The sequence below is a fragment of the Pseudoxanthomonas sp. JC1303 genome (assembly GCF_058448525.1).
The window spans coordinates 1,566,306-1,592,865 of record NZ_CP185958.1; the positions used below are offsets into that span (position 1 = coordinate 1,566,306).

Consider the following 26,560-nt stretch of genomic DNA (forward strand, 5'->3'; position numbering starts at 1 on the left):
CCGGCCCCGCAGGGCGCGTGATGTCGTCTGCCATGCGCATCTGGAATCATGTGGCGTTTCCGCCCTGCTCCGAGGCCGAATGCCGATGTCCCCTGCGCTCCGTCCGCTGCGCCTGCTATGTACCGCCCTCTTGCTGCTCGCCTGTCCCGCCTGGGCCGGCACCGCACCGGTGGACGCGGTCGATCCCTTCGTCGGTACACAGGGGGATCATGGCCAGCTGACGCCAGCGGTGGGCGCGCCGTTCGGCATGGTGCTGCTGGGGCCGGACACCGCGCCGGGCAACCACATGGGCTACGACGACAGCGATGGGCTGTTGCGCGGCTTCTCGCATACGCGCGCGGTCGGCGTGGGCTGCGGCGGCGCCGGGGGTGACCTGCTGGTGCGCGTGGATGCGCAAGGCGACCAGGACCGCCCGGCACCCATCGACAAGACCACCGAGACCGCCGCGCCCGGCCGCTACCACGTGCGCTACGGTCGCACCGGCCTGGTGGCCGACCTGGCTGCGACCAGTGCCGCCGGCATCGCCCGGTTCACCGTGCCGCAGGCCGGACGCGTGGTGGTGACGCTGGACCCGATGCACAGCTATGCCAAGCGCATCGACGCGCGCTGGGAATCGACCCGGCTCGACGCGCTGCGCGGCGCGCTGGAAGGCGGCACCGTCTGCGACGAAGGCGTGTACCGACTGTGGTTCGCCAGCACGCTGCTGCACAACGGCCATCCGGTCACGCAAACGGTGCAGCCCGACGCCCAGAACCGCCTGCGCCTGGGGTTGGATGTGCAGGCTGGCGACACGCTGGAACTGCGCAGCGCGTTCTCCACCGTGGATGCTGACTCGGCCGCGCGCGTGCTGGCCACCGAACTGGGCGACCGCACCCTGGAGGCCGTGCAGCAACAGACGCGTGATGCCTGGAACGTCGCGCTCTCGCGGATCACCCTGGAGGGCGGCGCGCCCGAGCGCCGGGCGCTGTTCTACACCGCGCTGTTTCATGTGATGCAGTCGCCGTCGCGCATCGACGACGTGGATGGACGCTATCGCGCGGCCGATGGCGTGGTGCGCACCGTGGCCGCCGGACATCATCGTTATTCCGGCTGGGCGGTGTGGGACAACTACCGCACCCAGCTGCCGCTGCTGGCCTTGCTGGACCCGCAGCGCGCCGGCGACATCGGCGCCTCGCTGGCCGAGCTGTACGCGGTCGGCAAGCCGCAGTGGTCCACGCGCACCGAACCCTTCATCACCGTGCGCACCGAGCACGCCGGCATCGCGCTGCTGGACTATCTGCGCAAGGGCATCACCGGGATCGACGCCAAGGCCCTGCTGCCGCGCATGGCCGCCGACAGCGCCACGCTGCAGCGGCAAACGCCCGACCAGGTCATCGAGGCGGCCTACGACGACTGGGCGGTATGGCAGCTGGCCGACGACCTGGGCGACCAGCGGCTGTCCGCCGACTTCAAGCAGCGCGCGCTGTCCTACAGGCCGATGTGGATGCGGGTCTTCCACGACATCACCCCGGAGTTCGACACGGTGCGTGCGCGCGGTCTGTACCAGGGCACCTTGTGGCAGTACCGCTGGGCGGGCGTGTTCGACCTGGACTGGCTGCGCGGCACAGCGCTGGGCGCGCGGGATTTCGATGCGCAGCTGCAGCGGTTCTTCGACGAGGACCGCTACAACATGACCAATCAGCCGGACATCCAGGCGCCGTTCCTGTATGCGCTGACCGCCACGCCGCAGCGCGGCCAGGCGCTGGTCGAGCGCCTGCTCACCCAGCCCATCGACCATCCTTATGCCAACGAGGGCAAGCGTCGCACGCCCTGGCATGGGCGCAGCTTCGCGCTGGATCCCGTCGGCTTTGCCGACGGCATGGACGACGACGCGGGCTGCATGTCGGCCTGGTACGTGTGGGCCTCGATGGGCCTGTACCCTTTGGTCCTGGGCGAACCGCGCTATGTCATCGGCGCCGTGCCGGCCTTCGCCCGCATCCAGCTGCATCCGCGGCCCGGGCGCACCATCACCATCGAACGCGAGGGACACGGTGCGGCGATCACCCACGCCACGCTGGATGGCAAGGCCACGCCGCTGCCGTGGATCGACCATGCCGCGCTGGCGCGGGGCATGACCCTGCGAATGCACACCGCCAACTGAGCCGCACCGCCCGTCTCACCACGGCGTTGGGCGAATCGAAACCGGATGCCGCACAGCGCGGGATCCTTGCGTTATCCGCTGGATCGCTAGGTGCGGCGATGGCTTCAATGCCCGGCCGCATGTACGTCACGCGCGCCTGCCCTGAAGCCGTGCGCTCGCGCCGACCAGGCAACGCACCATCCGGCGACAAGCAGCATCAGCATCGCCGGTGGGAAGGCGGCTGCACCCCAGGTCTTCAGCAGCAGGCCGCCCAGAAGGCCACCGCCGGCGATGGCCGAGTTCCACGCGACGACATTCATTGACAGCGCCACGTCGGCTCCCTCGCCCGCGGTGTCCGCCAGCGCCGTCTGCAACAAGGTCGCCGCGCCCCCGAAAGTGATCCCCCATACCGCCACGCCGATATAGATCGCCGCCGGCACGCGTCCCAGCCAGACGAACAGCAGGGAGACCACCGCGAAGAGCGCCAGGCTCCCTAGGACCAGGGTGCGCAGATGGTGGTCGACCAGACGCCCGGTGAAGGCGATCGCCACCAGCGCCGCCAGGCCGAAGATCAGCAAGATGACGTCCACGTGCGTCGCCAGCCCGGCCCGCGCGACGAAAGGCGCCACGTAGGTGTAAAGGATGTTGTGCGCCAGCATCCAGGCCACCACCACCGCGAGCACGGGCCGCACGCCCGGGCCGACGAAGACCTTGGCCAAGGACAGGCGCTCGGCGCGAGCCTGGCCCGGATAATCCGGCACGTTGGCAAGCACCCAGACGACCAGCACCACGGTCAGTCCCGACATCGCCGCAAATGCCCATCGCCATCCAATCGCGGCGCCCAGCCAGGTACCCAGCGGCACGCCGAGCGAGAGCGCGATGGGCGTGCCCAGCATGGCCACCGCCATGGCCTTGCCCTGTTGCCGCACCGCCACCATGCGGCGCGCATAACCCGCCAGCAGGCTCCATGCCAGGCCTGCCGCGACCCCGGCCAGAAAGCGCGCCACCAGCGTCGCGCCGTAGTGCGTGGACCAGGCCGTGATCGAGTTGAAGACGAGGAATCCAAGGATCGTCAGCAGCAGCACGTTGCGTCGCCTCCAGCGTTGCGTGGCGATGGTCAACGGGATGGCGGCCAGCAGAGAGCCCAGCGCATAAGCGGTCACCGACTGCCCCGCCAGCGATTGGGAGATCCCGAGCCCAGCCGCCATCTGGGGCAGCAGCCCGGCCGGCAGCGTCTCGGTGACGATGCAGATGAAGCCGGTCATCGCCAGCGCCAGCAGGGCGCCCAGGGGCAAGGGCGCGTCCGCGCGTTCAGGAGGGGGCGGTGCCGATGTCTTCATGGAGATCCTGGTCGTAAGGGCTTGGAGCCGTGCATGCCATGCCATCTGGCGACATGTGTATCGATCGATCCATATTTTGGCGAATCCAATGCAGATCGCCGGACGGTCGAAAGCGGCATGCGTTGGCGCTTGAGGGGAGCGCACTGACTGGGGCCAGCCGCACTTATGTATCGAACGGTAAATTAGTCGGCACTCGACGCGTTGTCAACGAGATCTGTACCGATTAGTATTTAACTAATGTGGCCTTCGTGGAGCGTGACATGGCAGTGATGGGACGTCCGCGCGGTTTCGATCGGGACCAGGCGGTCGAACAGGCGATGCATATCTTCTGGCAGCACGGGTACGAATCGACCTCGTTGAGCCAGCTGAAAGGCGCCATCGGTGCGGGTATCTCGGCGCCCAGCTTCTACGCAGCCTTCGGCTCCAAGCAGGCGCTGTTCCAGGAGTGCGTGCAGCGCTACCTGGCCACCTTCGCCCAGGTCACCGAATGCCTGTGGGATACGCGACTGGACCCGCGCGATGCGCTAGAGACCGCATTGCGCAGCTCGGCCCGGATGCAGTGCGAACGCGGCCACCCAAAGGGCTGCATGGTCGGCCTGGGCGTCATGAGTGCGCCCAGCGAGGACGCATCGGTCACCGCGCCGTTGGCACGCTCGCGCGCGCGGACACGCGCTGGCATCACCGCCTGCGTCCAGCGGGGTATCGACAGCGGCGAGTTGCGTGCCGGGACCGACGCGCGCGCCCTGGCCAGCGTGTTCGACGCCTTCCTGCTGGGCCTGTCGACCCTGGCCCGCGATGGCGTCCGTTATCCGGTCATGGATCTTGCCGTCACCGCGATCATGTCGGCCTGGGACGCGTCACGCGGCGCGTAACGGGTGCCGAGCGACGCGAGCCGATGCTGCCCGCAACGCCGACGCGCCCGTTCAATCGAGCGCCGCCTTCGGCGCGTGCTGGCTCTTGTCGTACATCCCGGAGCGGTCGAAGCAGCACGCACGGCGGTTGCCCTTGGCCAGCTTGTCGATCGCCACGCCGACGCGCTTGATGCGGGTTTCGGTCCGCTTGCCCGAAGTGATCCAGAAGATCCAGTCGCGCCGCGCCACGGCGGTGATGTCGTCCCAGGTCGCACGTGCGACCACGTGGTCTTCCAGCGCCTCACGCAGATCCGAGGGCACGACCGGCTCGGGCTCCTCGGCGACCGGCGTCATCGCCACCGCCACGGTCTGGCCCGCCGCCACCCCGGCGTCCTGCGCCAGCGCGTCCTCGACCTTGAGCCAATGGCTGCCCTGCCCGTCCGGCAGCAGCGTGGCCTGGAACGGCGTACCGGCCAGCGTCCCGTCCACGGTCACCATCCCACGCGCCGGCAGCTTCGCACTGGCCGCCGCAGGCACCAGCAGGAAGCACCACGTTGCACCGTCCGGTGCGGCCGGCCGCAGCAACCTGGCCCTGAAGCTCACCATGCCCGATGCCCGGCCCATGACACGCCCGTTGAGGAAGACAGGCGCACACGTTAGCAGCGCCCGTCGTGCGTCCGCCAATGTGGGTCCCCCGCCGCCCCGATCTAGGCGATGACGTGGCGGTGCCCCTACACTCCGGCGCGGGGAGACAGGGGCATTCAGGATGAACGACATCGACCAGGCCGCGCCACAGGGCGAAAACGCCATGCCTGCGGGCCGCCGTATCAGCTTCGAGCGTCTGCGCGAGCGAACTGACGAATTGGAGCTACTGATCTCCGGTCTGCTCGCTTTCGCCCTGCTGACTTTGCCGACGCACCTGTTCCAGGCCTGGGTCGGCAGCGAGCTGCACGCCGACGGCGCGACCTGGTACGTGCTGCAGTTCGCTTTCAATATCGGCGTCGGCCTGTCCTATGCCCTGGGCTCGGCCTTCGTGGTGCACCTGGCGATCCGCGGCTACTGGGTCGGCCTGGTCGGGTTGAAGTCGCACTTTCCCTCCGGCATCCGCTGGGAGCGGCTGTCGTCGATGGGCGCCGGTTCCCAACGCTTCTATCGCAGCATGATTGGCGAGCTGGGCGAGACGATCGACCGCGTGGACCGCACCGCCTCGGTGCTGTTCGCCATGACCATCCTGCTGGCCTTGACGCTGACGTGGATCGGGGTGATCGGCCTGTCGCTGCTGATCCCCGCATCGCTGATCGGTCTGCTGTTCGAAGACAGCGAACGTGCGACCTTCATCGCCTTCGCGGTCCCTTACGTCGCCTTCCTGGTGGGCGGCATGGCGATCTTCGCGCTCGACAAGCTGATGATGCGCCGCGCCCGGCGCCGTCAACCTGCCCAGGGGCTCGAGCTCGCGATGAACCGCCTGCTGCGCGTGTTCTCAGCGGTGACCCTGCAGCGCCTGGGCGGACCGGTCCAGTTCACCCTGCAGAGCAACATGGGCAGTGTCGGCTTCAATACGGTGTATCTGCTGGTGATCTTCTTGGCCATGACGATCGGCGGCCTCCAGATCGTCTCCTCGACCAGCTTCTCGCTCCTCAGCCGCTATCGCGTCGTCACCAGCGAAGCGGTCGACCACGGCATGCTCAGCGCGCATTACGAATCCATGCGCACGCCGGACGATGCGATGCTGCGTTATCCGTTGATTCCCTCCGACCGGATCGAGCAGGCGCGGCTGCGGCTGTTCATTCCACATCGTCCGCGTCTGGACAATGCACTGGCGCAGACCGTATGCGTCGACCATGGCGACAACATCGCAACCGACCGCGCAGCGGCCGATGCGGCCGTTGCCTGCATGGCGAGCATCTGGACCGTGACGCTCGATGGCCAACCGGTCGCGCTGTCAGACTTCGTGCCGATGGAGCGTCGCGATCTGGGCATGCGCGGCTTGGTGGGTTACCTCGACCTGCAGGGCAAGGCACCCGGCCGACACGACCTGCACCTGCGATGGAATTCAGAGGGCAGCGAGCGTGGCGTGCTGCGCAGGCGCGACTATGCCATCCCCTTCTGGTACGACCCGGATGTTGGCGCGTCGGCACAATCCCCGCCGGCCCCGGCGGTCGCAGACGCCTGAACCGCGCTTCGCCACGGCAACAAACGCCCCGGGTAGTCCAGATGCTGCAGGCCAGCGCGGCCACATTGGGCGGGCGGTGTCGGCCAGCCGGGGGTGCTTTCCTCGCTGATCTGGCGCGCGCCTGGACCGCCCCTGCCGGCCATCACCGAGCCGACGCCATCAACAGCAGCGCGCGGGTGGGCGTGGTGGGCGGCCAAGCCGCGCGGGGACATGTTCAATCCGGCCCTGCTGGCGCGCCCACCCGCGTGGCCGCCCTTGCCTCTTTGGCCAAACCGGCCGGCCGGAGCGCATCGTTACGAGGGTGCCGGCGCCTGTGCGCCGACGCCCGCGCCGCTGCTGGCCGAGTGCGGCGGCGCATAGGAATGGCGCCGCGCCCCGGCCTCAAACGCCTGCGCATTCCATCACGGTTCCGCGCGTGGGCTTTTACACGGGCCAGCCAATCTTCTAGATTCGGGCCCTTCGAAAGCACTGCGGATCCAGGATGAACCCCGCTTTCCCCGTCGCCGCCCGTGCCCTGACACTCGCCGTCGCGTGCACGGTGTCCGCATGTGCGACTTCGCCCGTTCAACCGCCGGCCGCCCCGGCCACCCCCACTTCGAGCAGGAGCACTGCCGTGATCGAACGCATCAAACAGGATGTGGATCGCTTGATCGCCACCCCCTTCGACGACGCCCAGCGCCTGGATGCCCTGCTGGGCAGCGCCCTGGGGCCCACCTCCGAGCAGGATGGCTGGCGGATCCGACAAGCCGCGCAGGGCCGGCTCGCGGGACTGCCCGTCCATGACATCACGGTGCGGACCAGCGCCGATGGCCAGGGCGCGCGCGTCCTGCTGCTGTCCTTCGAAGCGGGCGAGGTGCCGTTCGATGGAGCCCAGTGGCCCGGCGCGATGCCCAAGCCGCCACGCCCCAACGCGCCGGGCTCCACGGCCTACTGGGAAGCCCATGAGGGCGAGGCCACGGTGATCCTGGGGCTGGATGCGGCGCAACAGCACTTGGTCCAGCTCTCCATCCGCCAACACTGATTCCGATCGCTTCCCAGGCTGCAAAGGACCTGCACCATGGCCGACCCGACCCCTCCCAATCCGCCCGCGCCGGCGACCCCGCTGCAGGACCCGAGCCTGGTCCCCCTGATGCAGCAGTCGGCCACGCTGCAACAGGAACTGCAGCAGCTGCGGCACGACGGCTTCACCGTGGAGTGGGGCACCGCCGGCGGCGGCACCTACTACGATGCGCCCAATACCCGCATCGTCATTGACCGCGGGCAGATGGGGCACGGCGACAGCATTGCCCAGTCCCTGTCCCATGAGTGCGGGCATCACCGCTTCAACGAGCCGGAGGATTACAGCTCGCGCGATGCCTACATCACCCGGTCGCTGCGCGACGAGGCCACCGCCACGCTGAGCAACGCGGTGGTGCGCGACGAGATCCGGGCTGCCGGCGGGCCCGACATCGGCATCGCCGGCGCCAACGCGGCCACCTACGCCACCATCGCCGGGGAGCATGCCGCAGGCACGATCGACCGCGAGACCGCGCTCTCGCGCATCGCCACCGCCTTTGGCAACGAGCACCCTTCGGTCGCCCCGGCCGGCGACTACCGGGACTACTACGGAAGCCATTACGACACGGCGGTGGTGCCCTGGCTGCGCAGCACCGGGCAGATTCCCGCGCCCGTCGCACCGGTCCAACCGCTGGACCGCGACCACCCGGCCGCGCCGATGTTCAAGACCCTGCGCGAACAGTTGCCTGATTCGGTGTCCGATGCGCATGTCCTGGACAGCGCAGTGAAGGCACAGCGCGAGGGCCTCAGGCCCGAGCACGCACAGGCCGCGGTGCACCAGGACATCGCCTGGGTCTACTCCGCGCAAGACCCGGGCCTGCGGATCAGGGCGGACCTGACCCAGCCGCCTCCAACGCTGCCCGAATCACTGGCACGCAGCCAGGCACTGGCGACCGAGACACAGGCCCCCACGCAGTCGCTTCAGACCCCGTCCGCGCTGGGCAGGTAACCGCGGAGGTTCGCGCGATCCTGCGCACCGGACGATTGCCCGGACCACCTGCGTCCTGGCTGAATGTCCCGGCCGGCGCGGTTCGCCTTGTCATCGCCTGCAAACGGAACCGGCCCGCGGGCGCGTTACGATGCGCACACCCCACCGGCTTCACCCCCGCAGAGCCCGCATGAAGTCCCGCACCATCGACGCCCCGACGGCATGAGCGACGCGTCGATCCCCGCGGAACAGCGGGCCCAGCCCTGGAGCGAACGCCTGCAGTCGTGGATCGGCGCGCTGCTGAGCCTGCTGCTGCATCTGCTGATGCTGCTGGTGCTGCTGCATTCCAACCCACCGACCGTGGAGACCAGCCAGGGCGCACCGGCCGGCGGACGCATGCGCGTGGACTTCATCGGTGACTCGACCGCGCCGGCGGACACCGCCCCGCCCAGCCCACCGCCCTCGCGCGCCAAGACGCCCCCCACACCGCGCCCGGCCAAGCCGCGCGTGGCACGCACGCCGCCGGCCGCCTCGCGCCTGCAGACCACGCGCACCGACCGCTCCGACAATCCCCTGCTGGTCCAGCAGGACGCACCACCCAGCACCGCGACCAGCGAGCAGGCCCCCACGCCCGAGCAGCCGCGCGAGGCACCGCAGCCCTCACAGACCCCGCCTTCCAATCCGCCGCCGACCGGGCGCCGCTCCCCCACCTGGGGTCACCCGCCGGGCTACATCGCCCAGGACAGCGCGCCGGTCAACGCCGGCTGGGACGACAGCCCGGCGGTGCGCCAGGGCAGCGGGCGCGACACCGGCGACAACGGCCCCAGCCTGCAGGTCGGTGGCTATCACGCGATCTACGAGACGCGCAGCGAGGATCGCGTGCGCGCCTGGATGGCGCAGGGCATGAAGGAGTTCGCCATCCCCCTGCCCGGCACCGAATATCTGATGGTCTGCCCGCTGGACATCGTGCTCAAGCACGGCTCGGGCGCGTGCCGGGCGCTGCCGCCGGATTCCCCCGAGCTGGCGAACATCGGCGAGTCGCGGCAGATCATCAACATGCTGCGCGTTTACCACCATGGCGATCTGGTCTGGAAGGGACCGGGCCCGTATCGCTGACGACACGCCGGCGCGCGCGGAGTTCGTCACCGGCGCCCAGTCGTCCACGCGCCTGCCACCGTTCGGGCGCGACCACGAAGCGCGGCGAAACAACGATACCGCGCCGCCGCGCGGACCTGGCGTGCCCCTCCGATCGCGCTACCCACGTCGGGCATGAAGAAGGCCCACCGTGCGAAAGGCCGCTGTCGCACGCGATCTTTTCCACGCACTCGCGTCCGTAACGCCCGCGTTGGCGTCGCCGATGCGCGATGCCCCGCGCCGTCAGGCGCGGACGCGCTGGCGGCGGTCACCACCGGCTGCTACGTTCGAGAACCCCCGCAGCGCCCTCCCCCACATGACCCATCGCAGGACCTTCCTCAAGGCTTCCGCCTCGCTCGCCGGCAGCGCGCTGGCCGGCCCGGCCCTGTCCACCTGCGCCGATCCGGCGCCGGCCCAGGTGCCCGCTTCCACCGCCGCGCCCGAAGTGCTGGCCCGCGACGAGGCGCACTGGCAGCAGGTGCGCGCGCTCTATCCGGCGCAGGAGGACATCATCAATCTCGAGCAGGGCTACTGGGGCAAGATGTCCAACGCGGTGGAGGCCGCGTATGCGCGCCATACGCATCGGGTCAACCACGCGTTGTCCTGGTACGCACGCCGCGACTACCCGGCCGATTTCCAGCACGCGCGCCAGCGCACCGCCGAGGCGCTGGGCGTGGACGCCAGCGCGCTGATGCTCACCCGCAACGCCACCGAGTCCTTCGTCAATCTGGTCACCCAGTACCAGGGTCTGGGCCAGGGCGACGCGGTGCTGTGGGCCGACGTGGACTACCCCGAGTTCCAGAAGATGATGGCCTGGCTGGCCGACACGCGCGGCGCGCAAGGCCACCGCCTGGCGCTGCCGGCCACCGGCACCGATGCCGACTACCTCAAGGCCTATAGCGACGCCTTCGACGCGCACCCCAACCTCAAGCTGATGGTGGTGACCCACGTCAGCAATCAGCATGGGCTGGTGCTGCCGGTGAAGCGCATCGCCGCGCTGGCACGACAGCGTGGCATCCACGTGATCTGCGACTGCGCCCAGTCCTGGGGACTGATGGACTTCACCCTGCCGGACCTGGACGTGGACTGGGCGGTGTTCAACCTGCACAAGTGGATCGGCTCGCCGGTCGGCGTGGGCGCGCTGTACATGCGAGCGGGTACGCGCGCGGCGGTGGCACCGTTCCCCGGCGAGCATGCGGGTGACGAGGACGTGGCCAACCGTGTGCACCTGGCGACTTCCAACTTCGCCGCCTTCCTCGCCGTGCCCGACGCGTTGGCCTTCCACCACGCGCTGGGCGGCGCCAACAAGCAGGTGCGCCTGCAGTACCTGCGCCAGGCGTGGACGGACGCGTTCCACGACCACGCCGACATCGAAATCCTCGGCCCGGCCAGCATGGCCAACGCCTCGGGCATGGGCGGCGTGCGCCTGCGCGGGCGCACCAGCGAGGCGCAGGTGAACGCGCTGCAGCAGCGGCTGCAGGATCAATTCGGCATCTTCACCGTGGTGCGCAAGGAGCTGGCCAGCGGCTGCAACGTGCGCGTGACCCCGCAGACCTTCACCCCGGTCAGCCAGATGCACGCCCTGGCCGAGGCCCTGCGCAAGATCGCCGCGACGGCGTGAGCCAGGGCGGCCGCCGGTCACCGTCAGCGCCAGGCGCCGCGGTGACCAGACCTGCGGATCACGCCGCTTCGGCGGACTCGGCGTGGCGCACGTGGCCTTGTCCGCGCACGACCCAGCGCTCGATGGTCAGCGATTCCAGGCCCATCGGGCCGTAGGCGTGCAGGCGGGTGGTGGAGATGCCGATCTCCGCGCCCAGGCCCAGCTGGCCGCCGTCGTTGAAGCGCGAGGACGCGTTGACCATCACCGCCGAGCTGCGGATGGCGCCGATGAAGCGCGTGGCCGCAGCCTCGTCGCGCGTGCAGATCACCTCGGTGTGGTCGGAGGTGTGGCGATGGATGTGGGCGATGGCGTCGTCCAAAGCGTCGACCACGCGCACCGTCAGGATCGGCGCCAGGTACTCGGCGTCGTAGTCCTCCTCGGTGGCCGCCTTAGCCGCAGGGAACAGCGCCTGAGTGCGCGCGCAGCCACGGATCTCCGCGCCGCGCGCGGCCAGCGCCTGCAGCGCGCCGGGCAACCAGTCTTGCGCGATGTCCGCGTGCACCAGCAGGGTCTCCAGCGCGTTGCACACGCCCGGGCGCGAGAGCTTGCCGTCCACGGCCAGGCGCGTGGCCAGGACCGGATCGGCGGCGGCGTCCACGTACAGATGGCACACGCCCTTGTAGTGCTTGATGACCGGCACGCGCGCGTTCTCGGCCACGAAGCGGATCAGCCGCTCGCCACCGCGCGGGATGGCCAGGTCCACCAGGTCGGTGAGCTGCAGCAGTTCCAGCACGTGCTCGCGCGCGGTGTCTTCCACCAGCGCCACGGCCTCGGCCGGCAGCCCGAACTGCGCCAGCGCCGCGTGCAGGCAGCGGGCGATGGCGATGTTGCTGCCGCGCGCTTCCGAGCCACCACGCAACAGCACCGCGTTGCCCGCGCGCAGGCACAGCGCGGCGGCATCGGCGGTCACGTTGGGGCGCGCCTCGTAGATCATCGCGATCAGCCCCAGCGGAATGCGCACCTTCTCCACGGTCATGCCGTTGGGATGGGTCTGGCGCTGGGTCACCTGCCCGACCGGATCGGGCAGCGCGGCCACCTCGGCGATAGCCTGCACGATGCCATCCAGGCGCGCGTCGTCCAGCGCCAGGCGGTCGAGCATCGCACCGGTGGTGCCGGCGGCGCGGGCGCGCTGCAAGTCATCGGCGTTGGCGGCCAGGATGTCGGCGCGGCCGGCGTCCACGGCCTGGGCCATGGCCTGCAGCAGCGCGGCGCGGCGGTCGGCGTCCAGCGCGGCGATGGCGTGGGAAGCGGCGCGGGCGCGGGTGGCCAGCGTGCGGATATAGCGGTCGTTCTGTGCGGTCATGGGGTCTCCGTGTTCAGTGCATGCGGTCCATCAGGACCAGGTCGTCGCGGCGGACCACGGCGCGGCCGTTGTGGAAGCCGAGCACGTCCTCGATCTCCTGGCTGTGGCGTCCGGCGATGCGCTGCAGGTCGCTGGCGTGGTACTGCACCAGGCCACGGCCGATGCGGCGGTTGTCCAGGTCGATCAGGTCCACCACGGCGCGGCTGCTGAAGTCGCCTTCCACGTTCACCACGCCGCCAGGCAGCAGCGAGGCGCCACGCTCGGCCAGGGCACGGCAGGCGCCGGCGTCGATCTGCAGGCGGCCGCGACAGGCCGGCTGGTGATGCAACCACAGCTTGCGTGCCAGCAGGCGCGGGCCGTGCGCGGGGATCAGCGTGCCGTGCAGCACGTCCTGGCCCAGGGCGTCCAGCGCACCGGCATCGCGGCCGCAGAACAGCGCGGTGTCGATGCCGGCCGCGGCGGCCTTGCTGGCGGCTTCCAGCTTGGTGGCCATGCCGCCGGTGCCCAGCGCGCCTGCGCCCCCGGCGGTCATGCGCATGATCTCCGGGGTGATGGCCTCGACCCGGGTCAGCGGACGCGCGTTGGGATCGCGCGTAGGGTGGCCGGTGTACAGGCCCTGGGTGTCGGTGGCGATGAACAGCACGTCCGCATCCACCAGCGTGGCCACGGCCGCGGCGAGGTTGTCGTTGTCGCCCAGCTTCAGCTCGTCCACCGCCACGGTGTCGTTCTCGTTGACGATGGGCAGCGCGCCGCTGCGCAGCAGCTCCTGCAGCGTGGCCTGCGCGTTGAGGTAGCGGCGGCGGTTACGCAAGTCGTCATGGCTCAACAGCACCTGCGCCACCGGCTGGTCGACCAGGCCCTGCCACAGCGCCAGCATCGGCGTCTGCCCCAGCGAGGCCAGCGCCTGGCGCTGCACCAGGCTGCCGCGACGCCGCGCCACCAGCCCGCGGCCAGCGGCCACCGCGCCAGAGGACACCAGCAGCACCTCGCGGCCCTGCGCGCGGAAGCGCGCGATCAGCGCCGCCAGCGCCGCCGCGTTATGCGTGCCCAGCGCGCCACGGCCATCGGTCAGCAGGCTGCTGCCCACCTTGATCACCGCACGCCGCCAGGGCGCCAAGGTCTGCGCGGGGAAGGGGTGCGGCAGGGGGGAGACAGCAGAAGCAGACATCGAGCAATTCCTCTTTGTTGCGAAGATAAAGATGCGCGCGCCCAACATGCGGACGCAAGCCGACCTGCGGTGTCCGGGCGATGACCCGGTACGCACACGATCGGCAGAAGGGAGAAGCAGATCAGCAGCGCAGTGCGGCGCGAGAGCAGGCTCAATCGCGCGCCTGGTTTGTGGGGATCCGAACACCCGCTCGGCGATGGGAGCGAAGGTCGCGGGCTGAATCCGAAGACGGCGCAGTCTAACAGAATTGCCCTGTTCACCCAAGCCGACATCGCGAAATAAGCGGCATTTCAAGGCGTTTCCGGCGGGATCGGCGACTTTCCGCAGTGCGGCAAAAGGCCTTTGGTTGAAGGCTTTGCGCGGTGATGGGAACCGCGTTGAGCGAAGATGAAACACAGCGCACGGCGATGCGCGTTCGCAGGGCAATCCGGCCCACCGCATCACCGGAACCGCGCGCGACCACAACAGGACCCCAGGAATGCCCACCACCTCGACAGCGACGACACGCTTTGCCAGGCCACGGCAGGCGAACGCGAAGGCCGGCAGTGCCAGCCTGGCGCTGCTGCTGGCGGCGTGCAGCAGCCCAGCGGCCCGTCCCGCTGACGCACCGGCAGCCCCGGGCGCGAACCGATCCAGCGTCGTGGTGCGCAGCGTCGGCGCACCGGTCTACGCGCCCGAGCCCGGCCGCGCGACCGATGCCGGGCTGCAGCGTGCGTGCAAGGCCTGGACGCTGGACCGCGACGAGGTGGCGCGCTTCTTCGCTGCCAGCCGCGAGTATCCGGAGGGCACCCGGGACGCGTTCTATGCACTGCCCTGCACCATCAGCGGTCAGCTCACCGCCGATGGTCAGACCTGGGATTACCGGGTCAACGCGGCCGCGACCTCCACCTGGATCCACGGCGAACGTGTGCGCACGTTCGGCTGTTCGGACCGCGCCTGCGCCCCACTGGTGCTGCTGATGCCGGACGACAACGCCGGGCGCTAACGCAGCGCGTCACCTCCGGTGGCGAGGCCACCGCAAACGCACGTGCCCCCGCCACACCGTGCCGTGCTGCACGCTGACAACGCGGTCACCGGCGGCTATGGTGCGGTCGGGAACGGGGGTTTCTTGCATGGGACGCAGACGCAAACAGCACGGCATCGAGGTGGTCAGCGCGTTGCCGTGGCCGATGGGCATCGCCCTCGGCGTGATCGGATTCTTCGCCGTGCGCGACGGCTTCGTCTGGTGGATGGGTCACCACGGCGGGCTGCTGGCACAAGGCTTCAATCAAGGCATGGGCGCCATGCTCGCGCCGCTGGCGTGGCTGGTACTGGCCGTGTGCTGGATCGGCGCAGCGGCCTCCTTTGCCGGTAGCCGCCACCGCCGCAAGCTGCTCGACACCCGCACCGATCTTGAAAGCCTCAGCCAAGGCGGCTGGCGCCAGTTCGAGCGACTGGTGGGCGAAGCCTTCCGCCGCCAAGGCTATGCCGTGGAGGAAACCGGCCTGGGCGGTGCCGATGGCGGCATCGACCTGATCCTGCGCAAGGGCGGCCGCCGGACCCTGGTGCAATGCAAGCAATGGAAGCGCCAGCAGGTCGGCGTCAGCGCCGTGCGCGAAATGGCCGGCCTGCTCGCCCATCACCAGGCCCACGCGGTGAAGATCGTCTGCATCGGCACCTACACGCAAGACGCCGAGCGCTTTGCCCAAGGCAAGCCAATTGAACTGATCAGCGGCACGCAGCTGCTGCAGATGATCCACGCCGTGCGGCAGGACGCGGCGATTCCGCCGACTCCTTCATTGCGCGTAGAACCGGTGCTGGTTGCCACCCCGCCCATCGCCACCACCGAACCACACTGCCCGCGCTGCGGCAGCACGCTGGTGCAGCGAACGCACCGCCGCACCCGCGAACCCTTCCTTGGCTGCAGCCAGTTCCCCAGATGCAGAGGAACCGCATAACCCCGCTTTCCGGTTCACGAAGGCCGCGGTCTCGCGTATCTTCAGAGCGCGGCACGCGAGCGACGCGATGTGTTCGAGGCGCTGATGAAAGCGATGAAGATGCCTAGCTTGGGGCAGGTCAGTCATGCGCTGTGTAAAGTGCGTGCGAAATATCCGCAGAATATGAAATCTTGATCGAAGCCATTTTTTCGGTATCAGAAGGAATAATAGATGCCTATTTTTTTTACTCCCGCACTTAGAACTGCAGGTGAGGCTGCTAAAAGGGTACTGGCTGAATATTCAACGGACTTGCGCCTAATTCGCGAGGGGGATGGCCGCATCACTTTCGCGGTGGACTGTGCACGGGAAGAAATGCCTGATGGCGCGTTGGATGTTGTAAGAGATTGCCAAAGAGAAATAGGCATATACCACTCGGGAGCAGAAATTAAGTTTCGGGACGACTTTTCGGATCCTGACGAATTCTTCAACAATGGCTGGTGTCATACAAATATCCCGCGATGTGAAGATGACATTCCTTTCTTGCTCCTTGATTTGCCTACATGGGGGAGGGATTGGCTGCACATCGAGCCTAGGAAAGTCGGGCGAACATCTAAGCGCATAGTGTTTCATGGACTAAAAGGCGGGGTTGGTCGCTCTACTGCAATGACAGTTCTGGCTCGCGAATTGGCAGGCCGTGGAAGTAAGGTCTTAGTTATCGATTTGGATTTGGAATCACCTGGCGTCACTGGCTTGATGTTGGATCCATGGGATGCCCCCGCCTTTGGGGTCATGGATTGGCTCATCGAGGACGGCCTCCATCAAGCATCCTTGGTCTTGAGGGATATGCTTGCGGAAAGTCGGCTGTCACGGGATTTGCGTGGCTCAATTCTTATTGCGCCCGCTTGTGGCAAGGATGAAAGCGAATACGTGGCAAAATTGGGGCGTGCGTATCGAGACGTCCAAGGTGTTGATCGTGAAGAGCGATTCGCTGATCGTTTATCCAGACTGATCGCTGATCTCGAAGCCGCGGAGAGCCCTGATTTTGTTCTAATTGACAGTAGGGCGGGCCTTCACGAGGTAGCCGCGGTGGCTATTTCTCGTTTATCAGACGTGAGTCTGCTCTTCGCAATTGACAGCCCTCAGAACTGGGAAGGATATGGTCAGTTGTTCGCGCATTGGCAGTCTCGTCCAGAGGTGCTAAAGCAGGTTCGCGAAAAATTGCTCATCGTGAGGGCGCTGGCGGGCGATTCAGCTAGAGCAGAGGGTTTCAATCGCTTCTTAGAGAAGTCTTTCGATCTTTTCAGTAGACATCTATACGACGTTGTAGATGGATCTGTCTCAGAAGTCGGCCTGTTCTCTTTTGATTTGAATGATACGTACGCTCCCCACTTCCCGCCACTAATTGTTTGGGACCCAAGGTTTCAAGAGTACGATCCGTTGCTACGGGATGATCGCGGAGGTCTTTCTGACCACCAAGTGAAGCTCGCGTTTGGTGGCTTTGTTGAGCGAGTTTTGGATTTCGTTATCGAGGACCAGCCTTGAACTTTGACGCTAAGAAAATTAGGACTGGGATAAGGGAGTCAGCCCCTTCAATTGATAGGGCGGGATTAGATGTTGGTCAACATGAGGCCTACACCTACGTTCCGCCCAGTCATGCGAAAGCGCTCGACCCAGACAGTTCCCTGATCGAGGGAATCCGAGGCGCGGGCAAGAGTTTCTGGTGGTCTGCGCTTGGATCTGAGACGCATAAAGGATTCATTTCAGCAGCTTTCCCTGATGCCCACTTGTCAGATGCTGTAACAATTGAGCACGGTTTTGGTGACGCTTTGTCAGCTTCAATTCCGAGCAAGGATGTAATCGCTTCTCTGGTCGGGAAGAAGCTGCCGCCACGAGCGTTATGGCGCGCTGTACTGGCGGAAATGGCGGGCTTTTCCGGGGCCTATAAGGCTCTCGTGGCAGGTTCGAAGTCCAATTGGGAGGGAAAGATTAGGTGGGTTATCGACAATCCAGAGACCTTCGACGAGCAGCTAAGGGAAATTGACAGCGCACTGGAGAAAAAAGGGCGGCACTTAGTGATCCTTTTTGATGCGCTGGATAGATTAGCTGACACTTGGGACGAGATTCGCCCCTTGGCACGAAGCCTGTTGCAAGTAGGCTTGGACGTGCGTGCCACTCGACGGATTCGCTTTAAAATGTTTGTTCGGCCCGACATGCTTGAAGATCGGGAAATTATTGGATTTCCTGACGCATCTAAGTTGCTCGCTAGGCGAACTGTACTGAACTGGCGGCGGGTCGATTTGTACGCATTGCTTTTTCAGTGCCTTGGAAATTCCCCGAGTGGCGGCGCAAACTTCCGATCTTTCGTTAAGGATCGTTTTAATGCTCCGTATCAGAAAATTGGAAAGCTTTGGGCGATTCCCCCTGTGCTGCGAGGGGATGAAATTCTGCAGGAGAAATTGTTCATTGCAATCGCCGGTAAAGCCATGTCGGCGTCACCAACTGGTCAGAAGCGAGGCAAGCCTTACTCTTGGCTTGTAAATCACTTACAAGACGGGCGAGATCAAGTTAGCCCACGAAGTTTTTCGGAGGCCCTCAGGCAGGCCGCAGACGGGACGAAGAACGAATTCCCAACCCACAAGCTTCCTCTACACTTCACCGCGATCCAAGTGGGTGTTCAAGCGGCGTCACAGGTAAGGGTGGATGAGCTGGTAAAGGAAGATTACCCGTGGGTGGATACTCTCATGAGACCTCTCAAGGGAGTTCTAACGGTGCCATGCACGGCGCGAGATATAAATGTTATTTGGAAGAAGTCTAGAGTTTTGTCCGAGTTGCAGGACTCGGCCGGAGACCCCAGTGCTCTCGTCAAGCTCCCCCCTCAGCGGCTAGACGAGGGTTATGAAGGAGTGCTGGCTGATCTAGAAGGACTCGGCGTAGTTCAGCGACTGACCGATGGCAGAATCCAGATGCCAGATGTTTATAGAATTGCATTTGGCTTGGGCCGTCGTGGTGGCGTGAAGCCACTAAAATAAGAATAACAGGGGCCGGGGTGCACGTTCATAACTCAAAACCTGCACTCAATCTTCAGCTTTAACCTTCCAAAGGAACCACCGCGACGCCCAGAAACCTCCTGAAGCCCCTCCCACAAAGAGCGCTGCTCGGCTTCTGCGGCTTGCTGGCGGTGGCCCCGCTGTGTGACGCCTAGCTGCAGGTACCGCCGGTTCGCTATCACGAGCGCCCCCTGGCCAACGGGCTGCAGGTAATCAGCGTGGAGGACCATGCCAGCCTGACAGTGACAGTGCGGGTCTGGTACCACGTGGGCTCCAAGGACGATCCGCAGGGCGCTCGGGCTCTGCGGATCCGTTCGAGCACCTGATGTTCAAGAGCACCAAACACATGCATGCCGAGCAGATGGATAGGCTGACCGAGGATGTGGGCGGCGCCAACAACGCCTCCACCGGCGACGATGTCACTAGCTATTTCTAAGTAGTCCCGGCCAACTAACTGCAGCCCCTGCTGTGGGCTGAGGCCGAGCGCCTGTCCAACCTCAACGTGGACGAGCAGAACTTCACCTCCGAGCGCGCCGCGGTGGAAAAGGGAGTATCGCCAGAGCGTGCTGGCCAACCCCTACGGAGCTATTGCAACCGCCGCTATAGTGACCGCTGATGCAGCGTCTTCTACCCACAGCGGTAACTGAGCGAAGCAGGTGCGGAGTGTAGTTTCATAAGTGAGACCCCGCGCCCTGCCTTCGGCTCTCGCATCCACTCAAACCGAACCCGCTTCGCGGCGAGGCGTAGTTCAGACGATTGGCTACACAGGAGAGACCCTCAGTGTTGAAGGAAGTTGGTGGTGTCCAGGTACAGCACAAGCATCGGGCTTCTTGTCATTGCGGCTTGGTGGAGCTGGAACTCGATCTGCCAGACGGCATCGTCGACCCACGCCGCTGCAATTGCTCCATTTGCAGGCGCAAAGGGGCCGTTGTCGCCTCGGTCCCGCTGAGTGGCATCCGCATCCTCAAGGGCGCCGAGCACCTGAAGCTCTACCAGTTCAATACGCACACCGCCAAGCACTATTTCTGCTCGAACTGCGGCATCTACACCCACCACCAGCGCCGCTCCAACCCAGGCCTGTACGGGTACAACGTGGGGTGCCTTGAGGGCATCGATCCCTTCGCCATCCCGGATGTCCCCACCAGTGACGGCGTCAATCATCCAGCGGATCGGAAGTAACGCGGCCGGGTTGCCCTGAATTTACGCAGCGCGCGCCTGCATCCCTCCCGCAGGCGAGGTGCGGTGCGAATGGCAGGCCGTCTGCCTCGGCACCAGCACCCAAAGAGATGAGCAGCCGATGCGTTGATGTGCGAGCCGTTTCGCTCACCACAGTCAGCCTGCTGGGGCCGTAGGCATCGCCTCCCTTACATCGAGCGCGCCTCTCAAACATTGCGCACCGTGATTGGCTGGAATCCTGTTGACACGCGCGTTTACCGGTAGCAGTCTTCCTACCAAGGAGCGTCGAAACTCCTCTAAGAGCGGTACCCACCTCCGTCAAACCGGTGGGTTTTTTGTGCCTGGATCTCTGGGTGCAAACCGATGCGATGCCTGCGTCGGGAGGGCGGCTAATACAACACCCTTCGGGGGAATACGCCCGCCGGCTCTTAGCGGTTTCGAACCTCCCGACTTCCCGTCGCCATCCCGGCGTGCGGGTACTTCATGGAACGAGGAGGCAAGCATGTCGACGCACGATACGCACGATAAGGAAACGACCGGCTATTTCCTGCCGGAGGACAGCCAGCGACGGCTGAAGCAGCTGCACACCGACGTGGCCGAGCTGGCCAATCTGGCCCGGACGCGAAAAAGGGACGACACCGCCGAAGGAGACGCGGCGCGGCGCCTGGGCGAGGTGGCGAGGCGCCTGAGGCAGATGAAGCAACAGATCGCCCAGGTCATGGAAGCACTTGCCTGGCCGGCCAAACTTGGGAAGGAGGCGGTCGCGTCCGGGATGGAGCGCGATGCGCACGGGGCGCCGGATGAGGCATCGGCAGCAGGCATCGAGGCGGGAGGCCTGATCCATCCGGCGACGGGCAAGCGCTACCTCTCCGGTATCACCCTGCACCAGATCGACGAGATCAATCTGCTGCTCGAAAGCCTGCGCGCCATCGGCAACGTGGTCGGCTGCGCCGATCATGCCGAGTACGCAGAAGCCACGCTGGTGGTGATGGGCGATGCCATCTCCCGGGATGTGGGCAGGATCCATGACATCGTCGAGGAGATCTACGCGTCGCAGCGCTTCAGTCCCGAGCGCCCGCTGGGCAGCGTGCGCGAAGTGCCTGCCAGCTACCTGGTGCCACCGGCGCCTGTGCCTGCTGGCATCGCATCGCGCCTCTCGCAGCCGAGCTATCAGTAGCCGCCTTGTGACGAGCGCCGGTGCGGGGGCGGGTCAGCTGGTTTCGGGGAGGCCTGAAGCCACGTCGACCTGCCCCCGCGCTTTCGCAGCCGGCCCGGGGTTTTGCCACAAAGCGACAAAGGCGACGGAGGAAATTCAATCCCCCGCCCGCCACAGTGAGCGCGCGCAGCCACCCCACTGGCGAAAGGTGAACGCCTCTGCCTCACCCGCGCCTCCGTTGGCCGCCGAATGCGTGGCCGCGCGCAACATCACCGGCCGCAGCGCAGGCTTGATGCATCAGCCGCCGGCCGGGCGCGGGGCGAGCAGTGCGGACAGCCTGTCCTCGCTGCCGGGGATGCGCACCAGGCTCGGATAGCGGGCGCCCTGGTGATAGTCGAGCCTGGCCTGCAGGGCTTTACCGTCGACGGTGTAACCCAGCGAAACCGGCTGTCGGGCGGAATGGGCCACCGCCGCGCGCAGTGCGGCAGGCGAGAACGTCGCGCCATTGACCGAGGTCAGCACGGCGCCGGGGGCGAGTCCGGCGTTGTAGCCGGGGCTGTCCATCGCCACCGAGCGCAGCTTGCCGGAATCGGCGACGACCAGGCCGATCGAATAGCGCAGGTCGGTGCCGCCCAGGTCGCGCTCGCTCTGCGCGAAGGCCGCAGTGGGCGTCGTCTCGTAGACCAGCGCCCAGCCGCCGCGCGCCAGGCCCTGCAGCACGATGGCGTCATGCGCGTCCAGGCGGGCGTTGAGGTAGCCGGCCCAGTCCATCGGCACCAGCGCGGCGAGCGCGGCGCAGACATCCTCGAAGGTGTAGGTCGCCGGGCCGCTTCCGGGTTGGGGAGCGGCGAAGAAGCGCCTGGCGAAGTCGTCGAGGCCGTAGCGGCCATGCGAGCGCTCGCGCAGCGTCATCTCGACATCGAGCCACAGCAGCACGCCCTCGCCGTAGTAGTCCTTGCGGCGCTGCCACTCAGGCCACACCGTCGAAGCGCCGGTGACATACAGCGGATCGTTGACGGTGTCGCGCAGCGTCTTCCAGGCCCGTCCGTCGCTGGCGGCGACCTCGGCGGCCACGAGGGCGAGGTTGTCGATCGCCTGCTGACGGCTGCGCATGCCGCTTCTGGCGGCCAGGACCCGGCCCCAGAACTCGGTCTGGCCCTCGTAGACCCACAGCAGGCTATTGCGGATCGGCATGTTGGGCGTGGGCGTCCACAGGTCCGCCGGCTGGTGGGCACGGCCGTTCCACGCATGCACGTGCTCATGCCCGAACATGTCGGCCAGGCCCAGCTGCGCGTCCGGGTCGGAAAAGTAGTTGGCCGGCAGGTAGATCTCCGCCGACTCGGCGTGCTCGATTCCGCCGAAACTGGCGTCGTCGTCGAGGATAGTGATCGCATCGAAGTGCCGGTACGGCGCGCGGCCGAACACCGCCGAGGTTTGCGCCACCAGTCGATGCAGTGCGGCGATCTGCTCATCGGACACCTGCAGCGCGGCCGCGTCCCGCGACACCAGATCCAGGTGCAGCCCGGGCGAATCCGGCGTGGACAGGTCGAGCGTGCGCAGCTGGCGGCTGCCGAACAGGGGCGCGTCGGTCAGCCGATCCAGCGTGGTCTGCGCCAGTGTGTAGGCGTTGCCACTGCGTCCCTCGACCTGCAGTGAGGAGACCACCTGCAGCCCCGGCGGCAAGGTGATGCCGGCGCGCACCGGGATGTCCCGCGCAAACCAGCCGGCCGGATACAGCAGCATGTGCTGCCACTGCACGTTGACGAAGTCGGGGCGCAGGAGGCCATCGCTGCGGCGCGTGACGTAGGCAAACTCCAGGTCCAGCCGGTCGACGTGGTCCGGGACCTGCACATGGAACGCGTGCGGATCCAGCGGATCGCGGCGCCATTCCAGCCGCTGCTGGCCGGCGCGGACGACCAGGCCGGCCAGCTGCGCGGCGGAGATGCTCGGCGCGTGGCTCGATGGCTCCCATTGGGGATACAGCAGCACCGCCGGGCCGGACGCGGAGACCGGGATCGATTCGCGCACCTTGAACAGCGCGTGCGCGGTGTCTGTCGCATCGACCTGCAGCGTGATCACGCCGTCGAACGGCTGCTCGCGCGGGCTGGGAATCGCAGGCGGATCAGGCAGTGGTTGCGGCAGCTGCGCGTGCGCGGCGCACACGGTGACCAACCAGCACCCGCATAGCAACATCGACCGGCGCAACAGCCGGCAAATTCTTGAATCCACCACCTACCCCTGAAAGACGGACATCCAGGCAAACACGACGACGTGAGGCCGAAACCGCAGGTCATGCCGATGCCGGCATCCCCCTCGACCCGCCAGCGCAGACGCCAAGGGCGCACCGGGCAACGGCGGGCATTGCGACCACGCGCGACATGGTAGCCGTGAATTCAGCACACCTACGTGCAACGACTTTCAAGGGAGCGAATCACGTCGCGGCAGTGGGGAAGGACTTCCCGGGATGCCGTCAGTTCCCGGGGCGCGCGGGAGCTGGGGCATGGAACCCGCCCCCGCGACTTGGAGTCATCGACGGCACCGAGGCCGATGAATCCGTGTGCTTCCCTCGCCTTGGAGCCGTCAGAAACGTTCGCCCACCAGCTTTTCGCTCAGTGCCCACAGTGCCTTTGCACGCTCCGGGTCCAGTGCGTAGGAGCGGACGCCAGGGGTGCCGGGCGTGATCAGTCCGTCGGTCACCGACGACACCTGGCAGTCCTCGGTGTATCGCCCGCCGATGTCGTCCGCGTTGGCGACGAAAGCGGCCCAGACCGAGGTGGCGGCCCCCTGCGGGATGGACTTGAACTCGAACGGGGGATGGCCTTCGGCCGCGGACTGCGCGTTGATCTTCTCCACCGTCGCTTCAAGTTCGCCGGGTGCCAGGTGGCGACCGAGCTCGGTCATGATGCCGCCCGGGTGCACGGCGGCTGCGCGGACGCCTTGTGCCTTGTGACGGCGATCGAACTCGACGGCAAACAGGATGTTCGCGGTCTTGGAGCGGCCGTAGGCCGCGCTCGGATCGTAGGGGGTCCGTTCGAAGTTGGGATCGTCCAGATCCACGTCCGAGTAGCGATGCCCGGCGGACGACAGGCAGATCAGGCGCCCACCTGGCGCGATCAGCGAGGCAATCCGGTTGGCCAGCACGAAGTGGCCCAGGTGGTTGGTGCCGAACTGTGTTTCGAAACCATCGGCGGTGTGACCGAACGGCGTGCGCATCACCCCGGCGTTGGCGATGACGACATCGAAGGGGCGGCCATCGGCCAGCAGCGCGTCGGCGCAGCTCCGCACGCTCTGCAGCGAAGCCAGGTCCAGCTCGATCAAGTCCAATTGCCCGCCGTTCGCCGCCTGGGCGTGGATGCCAGCCGTGGCTTCTTTCGCCTTGGCGAGATTCCTCGCCGCGCCAACCACGTGGGCACCGTGGGCGACCAGGGCGCGGGCGGTTTCGACGCCCAGACCGGCCGACACGCCTGTGACCAGGACGCGCTTTCCGCTGAGATCCCTTCCGGCCAGGACATCGTCCGTGGTGGATTTGGCTCCGAAGACATTCGACATGGGGGTTCCTTGGTGGGTGACGGCGGGCTCGCGATCGCGGCTACCATGAGCCTGATCACGAAATTAAAAGGAAGTGCTCTCCGTTTATTATGTGGAGACAACCTCCGTTTATCAAGAGGAAGGCATCCGCATGAGCAAAACTGGCGCGACGTCCACGGTACGCAAACCGCGAGCTGACGCGGAACGCAATCGTCTTCGCCTGCTGGAAACGGCCAAGGCGGCGTTTGCCGAAAAGGGTTCGAACGCGAGCCTGGACGAAATTGCCCGCGTCGCCGGGGTCGGACCGGGAACGCTGTACCGCCACTTTCCCAGCCGCGACGCGCTCGTGCTGGCGGTCTACCAGAATGAGATGGCGCAGCTACTCGCTGCGGCCGAACGCCTGGCCGCGAGTCGGCCACCGATCACGGCGCTGCGCGAATGGTTGCTGCTGTTCGTGGATTACCTCGCCGCCAAGCACGGGATGCATGAAGTGCTGGGTTCCATGAGCGGCCAGGCGTCCGAGGTCTACGCCTCGTCGAGCCTGAAGCTCAAGCAGGCCGTGCGCCGACTGGTCGACGGACTTGGCGAGCACCGTCCGATCCGGCTCGGCCTGGAGCCGCTGGATCTGCTCCGCGCGCTGGCCGGCGTGGCCAACGTCAATGCCGGGCCGAACGGGCAGCAGGCGGCAAGGGCCATGGTCGATCTCCTGATCGCCGGCATCGATGCCTCGGACAGACCGGTGCGCGAGGACGATCAGCGGTGACCCCGGACTGATCGACTGCGAACGGAAAGCCGCCCACCGTCGGTGGGCGGTCCAGCAAGGCGCCTGCCCGCGAGGCGCGCGGCGCCGTGGTGCCGCGAGTGCCGATCGGAGGTTTACGTCGTCGGCACGGTCCCGCCATCGATCGTGTACTCGGCCCCCGAGATGGACTCGGCGCGGGGCGACACCAGGAAGGCGATGAGATCGGCCACTTCGCTCGGCTTGGCCGGACGTCCCAACGGAATCCCACCCAGCGCCTCCATGACCTTCTGCTTGGCGCCTTCGTAATCGGTGCCCGCATTGGCCGCGATGGCGCCGAGGAAATCGACCGCCGCTTCCGTCTCCACCCAGCCCGGCGAGACGCGGACCACGCGCACACCCTGGGAGGTCACTTCCTTGGACAGCGCCTTGCTGTAGGTGGACAGCGCCGCCTTCGCCGCGGCATAGGCGATCGTGGCGTCATGCAGCGGCAGCATGCGTTGGATCGAGGTCACATGCAGGATCACGCCGGATCCCTGCGCCAGCATCGCCGGAAGCAAGGCGCGATCCATCCGCACGGCTGACATCAGGTTCAAGTCGAGCGCCGTGGCCCATTGCGCATCGTCCAGCCTGGCGAAGCCTCCTGCGGGCGCCGAAGAACCGCCCACCACGTTGATCAGAATGTCGACGCCGCCGAGGCGTTCCCGTGCCGCCTCGACCGCTTGACGGACGCCGTCGGCCGACGCCAGGTTGGCCGCCACGTAGTGGACGCCTTCGACAGGCGTCTTCGGCGTCGAGCGCGCCATCGCCACGACCCGTGCATCGAGCTGGGACAGCAGTTCGACCACTGCCGCCCCGACGCCGCGCGTGCCGCCGGTGACGACGATGCGCTTGCCTGCCAGTTGGAGGTCGAAGTGCATCACGCCACCTCCAGCGAGGCGATCTTGCCGCGCTCCAGGGCGAACGAGTAGCGCAGGTCCAGCGGGCTGCCCGGGAAGTTTCCCGACACCTGGCTGGTGACGATGTAGCGCCCCGCCTGGACCTCCAGCGTGTGCGGCCTGGCGGTGTAGGTGTACTTGGCGGACGCCGCGTTCTTCCAGGCTTCGATCGCGGCTGCGCCGGCGTGCGTGCCGCCCTCGTCGAGGACGACGCCAGTCTTGGTGAAGCAGTGGGCCACCGCCTGGCCATCTTGGCGGTCGGCTTCGAAGTAGGCCGAGATCGGCTCGGGCAGCTCCAGGTCTTTCATTGCGATGCTCCAGTTGGGTG

Annotated in this window: 23 protein-coding genes; 15 read left to right on the forward strand and 8 right to left on the reverse strand. The window is 66.7% G+C overall.

The features are described from left to right. Positions 1–85 precede the first annotated feature (85 nt). On the forward strand, positions 86–2,140 hold the full coding sequence (locus ACORQU_RS06870; RefSeq protein WP_491644089.1) for a glycoside hydrolase domain-containing protein: 2,055 nt from the start codon (positions 86–88) through the stop codon (positions 2,138–2,140). Positions 2,141–2,244: 104 nt separating this feature from the next. Here ACORQU_RS06870 and ACORQU_RS06875 read toward each other — a convergent pair whose 3' ends face one another. Then, positions 2,245–3,384, reverse strand: coding sequence for an MFS transporter (locus tag ACORQU_RS06875; RefSeq protein ID WP_491644091.1), 1,140 nt, complete (start codon positions 3,382–3,384; stop codon positions 2,245–2,247). Between the two features lie 335 nt (positions 3,385–3,719). On the opposite strand from ACORQU_RS06875, the gene ACORQU_RS06880 reads away from it, so the two are divergent. Continuing rightward, the gene (locus ACORQU_RS06880) at positions 3,720–4,331 is read left to right on the forward strand and encodes a TetR/AcrR family transcriptional regulator (protein ID WP_491644093.1); all 612 of its coding nucleotides are present in this window, start codon (positions 3,720–3,722) and stop codon (positions 4,329–4,331) included. A gap of 51 nt (positions 4,332–4,382) precedes the next feature. Here ACORQU_RS06880 and ACORQU_RS06885 read toward each other — a convergent pair whose 3' ends face one another. Next, positions 4,383–4,934, reverse strand: a complete 552-nt coding sequence (locus tag ACORQU_RS06885; protein ID WP_491644095.1) for a YdeI/OmpD-associated family protein — start codon at positions 4,932–4,934, stop codon at positions 4,383–4,385. Between the two features lie 142 nt (positions 4,935–5,076). Between ACORQU_RS06885 and ACORQU_RS06890 the strand changes: the two genes are divergently transcribed. The 5 genes from ACORQU_RS06890 to ACORQU_RS06910 all read left to right on the forward strand — a co-directional run bounded on the left by ACORQU_RS06890 (position 5,077) and on the right by ACORQU_RS06910 (position 11,222). After that, on the forward strand, positions 5,077–6,483 hold the full coding sequence (locus ACORQU_RS06890) for a hypothetical protein (RefSeq protein WP_491644097.1): 1,407 nt from the start codon (positions 5,077–5,079) through the stop codon (positions 6,481–6,483). Positions 6,484–7,096: 613 nt separating this feature from the next. Then, on the forward strand, positions 7,097–7,504 hold the full coding sequence (locus ACORQU_RS06895) for a hypothetical protein (protein ID WP_271648087.1): 408 nt from the start codon (positions 7,097–7,099) through the stop codon (positions 7,502–7,504). Between the two features lie 36 nt (positions 7,505–7,540). Next, on the forward strand, positions 7,541–8,488 hold the full coding sequence (locus ACORQU_RS06900) for an XVIPCD domain-containing protein (protein WP_491644099.1): 948 nt from the start codon (positions 7,541–7,543) through the stop codon (positions 8,486–8,488). 201 nt (positions 8,489–8,689) lie between these two features. After that, on the forward strand, positions 8,690–9,583 hold the full coding sequence (locus tag ACORQU_RS06905) for a type II toxin-antitoxin system RelE/ParE family toxin (protein WP_491644101.1): 894 nt from the start codon (positions 8,690–8,692) through the stop codon (positions 9,581–9,583). 334 nt (positions 9,584–9,917) lie between these two features. After that, positions 9,918–11,222 (forward strand): aminotransferase class V-fold PLP-dependent enzyme, encoded by a 1,305-nt coding sequence (locus ACORQU_RS06910; RefSeq protein ID WP_491644103.1) that lies wholly within the window; start codon positions 9,918–9,920, stop codon positions 11,220–11,222. Between the two features lie 58 nt (positions 11,223–11,280). Here the strand turns inward: ACORQU_RS06910 and ACORQU_RS06915 are convergent, their stop codons facing one another. Together ACORQU_RS06915 and proB are read right to left on the reverse strand one after the other, a co-directional pair. Then, positions 11,281–12,564, reverse strand: coding sequence for a glutamate-5-semialdehyde dehydrogenase (locus tag ACORQU_RS06915; RefSeq protein ID WP_491644105.1), 1,284 nt, complete (start codon positions 12,562–12,564; stop codon positions 11,281–11,283). Between the two features lie 13 nt (positions 12,565–12,577). Then, entirely contained in the window at positions 12,578–13,732 is a 1,155-nt protein-coding gene (gene proB, locus ACORQU_RS06920) for a glutamate 5-kinase (protein ID WP_491644106.1), read from the reverse strand. Between the two features lie 478 nt (positions 13,733–14,210). On the opposite strand from proB, the gene ACORQU_RS06925 reads away from it, so the two are divergent. From ACORQU_RS06925 to ACORQU_RS06955, 7 genes are all read left to right on the forward strand, one after another. Continuing rightward, positions 14,211–14,717, forward strand: coding sequence for a hypothetical protein (locus tag ACORQU_RS06925; protein WP_491644108.1), 507 nt, complete (start codon positions 14,211–14,213; stop codon positions 14,715–14,717). A gap of 127 nt (positions 14,718–14,844) precedes the next feature. Beyond that, complete coding sequence (locus ACORQU_RS06930) at positions 14,845–15,669, forward strand: restriction endonuclease (protein ID WP_491644997.1); 825 nt, start codon at positions 14,845–14,847, stop codon at positions 15,667–15,669. A gap of 210 nt (positions 15,670–15,879) precedes the next feature. Then, on the forward strand, positions 15,880–17,190 hold the full coding sequence (locus ACORQU_RS06935; RefSeq protein WP_491644110.1) for a KGGVGR-motif variant AAA ATPase: 1,311 nt from the start codon (positions 15,880–15,882) through the stop codon (positions 17,188–17,190). Then, a complete protein-coding gene (locus ACORQU_RS06940; RefSeq protein ID WP_491644112.1) occupies positions 17,187–18,677 on the forward strand; it encodes a hypothetical protein in 1,491 nt (496 codons plus the stop codon). The genes ACORQU_RS06935 and ACORQU_RS06940 overlap by 4 nt, the downstream gene beginning before the upstream one ends. 343 nt (positions 18,678–19,020) lie before the next feature. After that, positions 19,021–19,131 (forward strand): hypothetical protein, encoded by a 111-nt coding sequence (locus ACORQU_RS06945; protein ID WP_491644113.1) that lies wholly within the window; start codon positions 19,021–19,023, stop codon positions 19,129–19,131. A 344-nt stretch (positions 19,132–19,475) separates the two neighbouring features. Continuing rightward, complete coding sequence (locus tag ACORQU_RS06950; RefSeq protein WP_491644115.1) at positions 19,476–19,874, forward strand: GFA family protein; 399 nt, start codon at positions 19,476–19,478, stop codon at positions 19,872–19,874. Positions 19,875–20,373: 499 nt separating this feature from the next. Next, the gene (locus ACORQU_RS06955) at positions 20,374–21,048 is read left to right on the forward strand and encodes an XAC0095 family protein (RefSeq protein ID WP_491644117.1); all 675 of its coding nucleotides are present in this window, start codon (positions 20,374–20,376) and stop codon (positions 21,046–21,048) included. Between the two features lie 276 nt (positions 21,049–21,324). Here ACORQU_RS06955 and ACORQU_RS06960 read toward each other — a convergent pair whose 3' ends face one another. After that, the gene (locus ACORQU_RS06960; RefSeq protein WP_491644119.1) at positions 21,325–23,190 is read right to left on the reverse strand and encodes a M61 family metallopeptidase; all 1,866 of its coding nucleotides are present in this window, start codon (positions 23,188–23,190) and stop codon (positions 21,325–21,327) included. A gap of 417 nt (positions 23,191–23,607) precedes the next feature. After that, complete coding sequence (locus ACORQU_RS06965) at positions 23,608–24,576, reverse strand: SDR family NAD(P)-dependent oxidoreductase (protein WP_491644121.1); 969 nt, start codon at positions 24,574–24,576, stop codon at positions 23,608–23,610. A 130-nt stretch (positions 24,577–24,706) separates the two neighbouring features. Between ACORQU_RS06965 and ACORQU_RS06970 the strand changes: the two genes are divergently transcribed. Beyond that, positions 24,707–25,318, forward strand: coding sequence for a TetR/AcrR family transcriptional regulator (locus ACORQU_RS06970; RefSeq protein ID WP_491644123.1), 612 nt, complete (start codon positions 24,707–24,709; stop codon positions 25,316–25,318). A 113-nt stretch (positions 25,319–25,431) separates the two neighbouring features. Here ACORQU_RS06970 and ACORQU_RS06975 read toward each other — a convergent pair whose 3' ends face one another. Then, a complete protein-coding gene (locus ACORQU_RS06975) occupies positions 25,432–26,214 on the reverse strand; it encodes an SDR family oxidoreductase (RefSeq protein ID WP_491644999.1) in 783 nt (260 codons plus the stop codon). Further along, positions 26,214–26,540: a nuclear transport factor 2 family protein gene (locus ACORQU_RS06980; RefSeq protein ID WP_491644125.1), complete on the reverse strand. Its 327-nt coding sequence runs from the start codon at positions 26,538–26,540 to the stop codon at positions 26,214–26,216. The genes ACORQU_RS06975 and ACORQU_RS06980 overlap by 1 nt, the downstream gene beginning before the upstream one ends. Between the last annotated feature and the right edge of the window lie 20 nt (positions 26,541–26,560).